At 31.7% G+C, this 5,277-nt stretch carries 5 protein-coding genes, 1 tRNA gene and 1 pseudogene; all 7 read right to left on the bottom strand.

Translation table 11 applies throughout. The features are described 5' to 3' along the window. Window positions 1–224: pseudogene (locus tag Q7P22_RS07635) on the bottom strand (nickel ABC transporter permease subunit NikB); the annotation flags it as partial. Window positions 225–423: 199 nt separating this feature from the next. Further along, window positions 424–1,170 carry a class I SAM-dependent methyltransferase gene (locus Q7P22_RS07630; protein ID WP_303862674.1) on the bottom strand — a complete coding sequence of 249 codons (747 nt, stop codon included), beginning with the start codon at window positions 1,168–1,170 and terminating at the stop codon, window positions 424–426. 381 nt (window positions 1,171–1,551) lie between these two features. Then, window positions 1,552–1,944, bottom strand: coding sequence for an arsenate reductase ArsC (locus tag Q7P22_RS07625; protein ID WP_303862671.1), 393 nt, complete (start codon window positions 1,942–1,944; stop codon window positions 1,552–1,554). Window positions 1,945–2,102: 158 nt separating this feature from the next. Next, a tRNA-Leu gene (locus Q7P22_RS07620) sits at window positions 2,103–2,189 on the bottom strand. Window positions 2,190–2,331: 142 nt separating this feature from the next. Next, window positions 2,332–2,478 carry a hypothetical protein gene (locus tag Q7P22_RS07615; protein WP_303862668.1) on the bottom strand — a complete coding sequence of 49 codons (147 nt, stop codon included), beginning with the start codon at window positions 2,476–2,478 and terminating at the stop codon, window positions 2,332–2,334. 322 nt (window positions 2,479–2,800) lie between these two features. Then, window positions 2,801–3,280 (bottom strand): hypothetical protein, encoded by a 480-nt coding sequence (locus tag Q7P22_RS07610; protein WP_303862665.1) that lies wholly within the window; start codon window positions 3,278–3,280, stop codon window positions 2,801–2,803. A gap of 26 nt (window positions 3,281–3,306) precedes the next feature. After that, entirely contained in the window at window positions 3,307–4,761 is a 1,455-nt protein-coding gene (locus Q7P22_RS07605; protein ID WP_303862662.1) for a sodium:solute symporter, read from the bottom strand. Between the last annotated feature and the right edge of the window lie 516 nt (window positions 4,762–5,277).

The following is a 5,277-nucleotide window of genomic DNA, read 5'->3' as shown; positions in this document are numbered from 1 at the left end:
ATTCCTATCAACCAATTAAGATACTGAACTAAAAATGGTTTATCAAGACCTAGTTCTGCTCGTTTAGCAGCTAATACTTCTGCTGATGCCGTTCCTCCTGCATTTTCATATATTGCATCAATTACATCTCCCGAAGCCGTCTGTATTAACGCAAAAGTGATAAAACTTATAGCAATGATTACAGGCACAAGCTGAATTAATCGTTTTCCAATGTATCTCCACATTCTGTCTCCTTAAGCAAAAAAGCTACTAGCATCTGTTATAGGTTACTACTATCTAGCTAACCTTAACAAGGCAATACCTTTCACTCTTATCTCATGTAGAAAAGTAGATTCGGTATCGTTCCTAGCTACCAGCATTTTTGCATTTCTTTTGAGTCCTTTTTATTATTTGTCAAATAAATATGTATTATGACTATCTTTGCTACTTCTCAGCTCGTATCATAAAGCCTAAACTATCTGGGTAAAGTGCAATTTCGTCTTTTGTCCAGGTTGTTTCATATATAGTTGTATCTGTTAATACTTTTGAAAATCCAATATTTAATAAAATCATAGAATCCCACTGAGGTCTTTGATATCTACTAAGAGGAAGTTGTTTACCGATAGACTCCATTATATCGCTGTCAGAGTAAAAGTGATAATCGTAATATTGTTTATCTATTTCCTCTTTTGATTGCTCTATTTTACTGTCATCGAAAAGATAGCCATACCAATTGGCATCAAAATTAAGCATACGACCACCTTTTTTAAGAACACGATGCCAATCTGTGTACGCATCAACTGGTCGCTCTAAATTCCAAGTAAGATTACGCGTGATAATAACATCAAAGGATTCATCTTCAAAATCTAAAGCGTGCGCATCCATTTGACGGAATGTAATCTTATCTTTACAATCTTTTCCATTGCATGCAGCCTGTTTTAACATTTCTTCAGTATAATCTACTGCAACTACATCATATCCTGCTTTTGCTAGTAGAATAGCAAAAAAACCAGGACCTGTTCCAATATCAAGTATTTTAAGTTTCGTTCCTTCGTGATTTGGGAAATTTTCTAATAACACGTTTATCCAAACTTTTTTATTATCATCCTCTAAACATTTTTTGATTCCATCTGAATAAGACACAGAGCGTTTTGACCAATAGGATTCGATATCCTTTAACAATGTTTTCACTATAATAACCTCCTCAAAATAAAAGAACCACAAAATATGTCATCTTTCTGATGACAGTACCTTCGTGGTTTCATCGCATTCATTCATTTTTAATTTATTATTAACTTATAACTTATTATTCTAGTTAAATCTCTTAGCCGTATTCTTACAGCTTTCTAGGTTACTTTCTGTAACATCTTTATCTTAACATATAAACTTTATTTGTTCAATATTTTTTTCACAAAGTACGCAATTATTTTAATCGTTTGCTCTTTTAGTTTATTTATATTTATTCTCAAATCAAAGAATATTGAGGCTTCTCATAACCAATTTCTTTACAAAAAAACAAAAGACCATTGTAGGTTGTTAACTATAACGGTCCTTTGTTAAATAAACTAGCTTTTAATTTCTTAATCTTTGTGCTAAATCCTTGATTTTTTCTTCTATTGTATTAATCACCGTAATGAATTCTTCATCGCTTTTACCCGTAGGATCATCAAGTCCCCAATCTTCTTTTTCTTCACTAGGCAAAAAAGGACATACTACATTACAACCCATGGTTACGACAATATTAATAGGTGGAAGTTCGTCAATCAATTTTGAGTATTGAGTCTTTTCCATGTCTATTCCGTAGCGTTCTTTCATCAATCGAACAGCATCCTGATTGATTTGAGGTTTGGTTTCCGTCCCTGCGGAATAACTTTCAAATATATCACTGGCAAAATGTTTGCCTAATGCCTCTGCAATTTGTGAGCGACAGGAATTGTGCACACATATAAATGCTATTTTTTTCATCGGTAGTACCTCCTCTAGAATCTTATTTAATGAACGGATTCTTTGCTAACAACTAAAAAAAGCCTTCAAGGTAGATGGCTTCTAATTATTTTATAGTGTATTTGTTTTTTATATGATATAAACTGTTTTTTTAAACCTAGTAAAATTTTTGAAAGTAATGGTGCCGAAGGCGGGGGTCGAACCCGCACGAGTGTTACCTCACTGGATTTTGAGTCCAGCGCGTCTGCCAATTCCACCACTTCGGCACTTATCTGCAATAAATAGAATAACATAAACTCAAAAGTAATTCAATGTTTTTATATTATTTTTTAAGATACTGTAAATTAAAGGACCAGTATGCAGTTTTATAATAATCTACATATTGGTTTTATAAGTACTAACTAATTTTTATTCTTCGTTATCTGAACCAAATTCATCATTTAACACATAATCATTCCATAAATCAAAATTGGGATCATAGACGTGTTCAATTTTTTTTAAAACTTGCCTTAATGTTAAATTCATTTTTTCATTGTCATCTTTCCAAGTTGCCATAATCCTTCCTCCCTTTAACTAATGATTCTAGAATTTTAGTTTATGTATTATCATAAAAATTATTCAAGAAGTAATCCTAGTTACTGCTTAAGTGGTCCTGAGAAGCTTGTGACAAAAGGTCTCTACTGTCTAAGGTTAAAGAGCAAGCATTCTCAATTGTGGTATTATATACCTAGTTTTTATATTAGGACTCAAATATTTTGATATTTTTACTTACATACTTTATATAAGTAGCGATTTGACCCTGCACTCAGACAAAGCATGGGCTATGATTAAAACGATAACTTCCTTACTTTAAATAAAAAGAAAAGTAGACCGTAGCCTACTTCTTTTTTTGAATTTTTGAAATGAGGGTTTCTTTGTCAGTAATGCGCTCATAACCTTTATTTGCAGCCATTGCAATAACTAGGGCATTTATTAAGTCTAAAAGTATTACTGCAAACAATTCTTGTGTTGTCCTATCTGTCAAACTTCCACTTGCATAGCTAATAGATAAAAGCAATAACAAAGAGACTACATAGGATATAATCTCCGTTGGCATAAAGATAATATCAAAAAATTTTAGTAAAATCCAATCAATAAAACGTTTTGTAATCTGTGTGATCATCCCAACTAATAAAACTAATACAGGGAATTCTGCTAGAGATTGTAATGTTAACAACTCATCAATCAAAGCCCACACCTCCTCTTTACATTTATATTCTAAAATTCTTTGAATAGTACATCGTTTATCAATGTTTTCTTGAATATAAGTGTACAATAATAAACAAAGAGGATGCATTTTGCATCCTCTTTTATACATAAGGTTCATTCACTACTTATCCTATATCACTTCTCTAATTGCACTTTCTTATTAGCTTCCACTCTATCGCAAATGAATGCAAGAGCAGACATTATAATTATAGTTGTTAATATTGATATCGAAGCAATTATTGATGCAGAGGGCATACCATAAATACCTACACCGATTGACATAAATATAAAACCATAAATGGATGAAATAATGGCTGGAATTTTATTAGTATGTTTTGAAAATATACAATACCAATAAGGACCAATACATACGGATGCAATCATACCCCAGGAAATGGACATAAGAGATATGATAGAATTTGGTACTATGGACATAATTGCCGATAGCACAATAAATAGTGAACTAAAGATACGTGCCAATGTGATTTTTTTATTATCACTTAAGTTATATTTTTTAAATATAACAGGTAATAGATCTTCTGTGAGCGCTGAGGCTCCAGTAAGGACAAGGGCTGCTAAAGTAGACATAGAAGCAGCTAAAAGCATAATGAATATCAAAGTAAAAAAGAAATCATTTGTTATAAAATGCATGATTGTACCCATTACTTTATCTGCTGTATCTGGTACTGGAAGATATCCCTTCTGAAAAAAAATCTGGCTGAAACCACCAACAAAATACATTCCTCCTGCTATAAACAAACAACCAACAGTCGCAATAATGCTGGTAGTTTTAATTTTGGTTTTTTCAACAGAAATAAATTTGCTGATTAGTTGTGGCGTTGCGCATCCTCCTACACTTGTTAGAATTACCGTAGCAAAAACTTTTAAAAAATTTTTTCCTCCAAATAGTGCAACTAAATCTCTTCCGCCTTCAAGGGAAACGAGAGTTTGTAATCCTACTTTAAATCCTCCAATAGCTTCATTTTTGAAAAAAACTATATAATAAATCGAAACGCATACAAGTATCAATACCCCTTGAATTACACTGTTAGACATCATTGCTGAATTTCCGCCTAGGGCGACATATAAAGCAGTAACAACTGCCAATGCGATGATGCAGTACTCAAAAGGAATATCAAATAATCTTAGAAAAATAAAGCTTATGCCTTGATAAACACTTGCAGAGTATGGAATCAAGAATGCTAAAATAACAAATGCCGTAAACATCCTTAAAAAGCGTGAGTTTAAACGAGCTTCAACTATCTGAGGTAATGTATATACTCCCAAATCTTCTGACAATTGGCGAGTACGTCCGGCAAGAAATGTCCAAGCAAATAAACCTGTAATTAATGCATTCATAATTCCAATCCACATAACGCTTATACCCATTTCAAAACCCAAAGAACCGCATAAACTAAACATTACTGCAGAAAAAAATGTAGTTAAATATGCACTAGCACTGGTTATCGCACCTACATTCCTTCCCCCAGTATAATAGCTATCTGCATCGACAATTTTTTTTCTACTAATTACACCATTAGTAATCATACATAATAGATACATAAGTATTACAGATATTTTGACAATCACTGAACAACTCTCCTAATTTTTTTTCTTTTGTAGCTCCTAACACTAGAATAATTGAATAAATTCAAAATTTCGCATTTTCATCATGCTATCAATTTTTCTTTAATAATTTATTCTGTAATACTTCTTTTATGCTTTTATAATATTCCATTCTTGTCCCTCCTTTAAGATGGCTAAATATATTATAATAATATATTTTTATTTTACTAATCTTAGTCTAATGTCAATGCCTATTATTGTCAATACGCTCTGATAAACTATTCGATTTTACTACATTTTAATCGTATGAATTATAGGATAATAAAACTCTAAACTAAACAAATAAGTTTAATATGTTTTTTCTCAAATCCATTGACATTAAGGGCTTATCCACGTATACTTTAATAATGTAAACTAAAATTTTATTATACTTATCTTCTTAAGGAGGTGGATTTTACGGACGTTCCATTTATTATAAAAAGTATCCCTCTATATGTGGAAGCAATGAAAGTTACTCTAGTCATAGGTTTATTAGGAATT

The organism is Alkalibaculum bacchi, from assembly GCF_937875145.1.
GTDB lineage: Bacteria > Bacillota > Clostridia > Eubacteriales > Alkalibacteraceae > Alkalibaculum > Alkalibaculum bacchi_A.
This window is presented reverse-complemented; position numbering and strand designations above follow the sequence as displayed.

What these genes read in the sequence shown, in the direction of transcription:
- Q7P22_RS07625 (WP_303862671.1), bottom strand. Translation starts at nt 1,944, where the DNA reads ATGAAAAAAATAGCATTTATATGTGTGCACAATTCCTGTCGCTCACAA.
- Q7P22_RS07615 (WP_303862668.1), bottom strand. Translation starts at nt 2,478, where the DNA reads ATGGCAACTTGGAAAGATGACAATGAAAAAATGAATTTAACATTAAGG.
- Q7P22_RS07610 (WP_303862665.1), bottom strand. Translation starts at nt 3,280, where the DNA reads ATGTATAAAAGAGGATGCAAAATGCATCCTCTTTGTTTATTATTGTAC.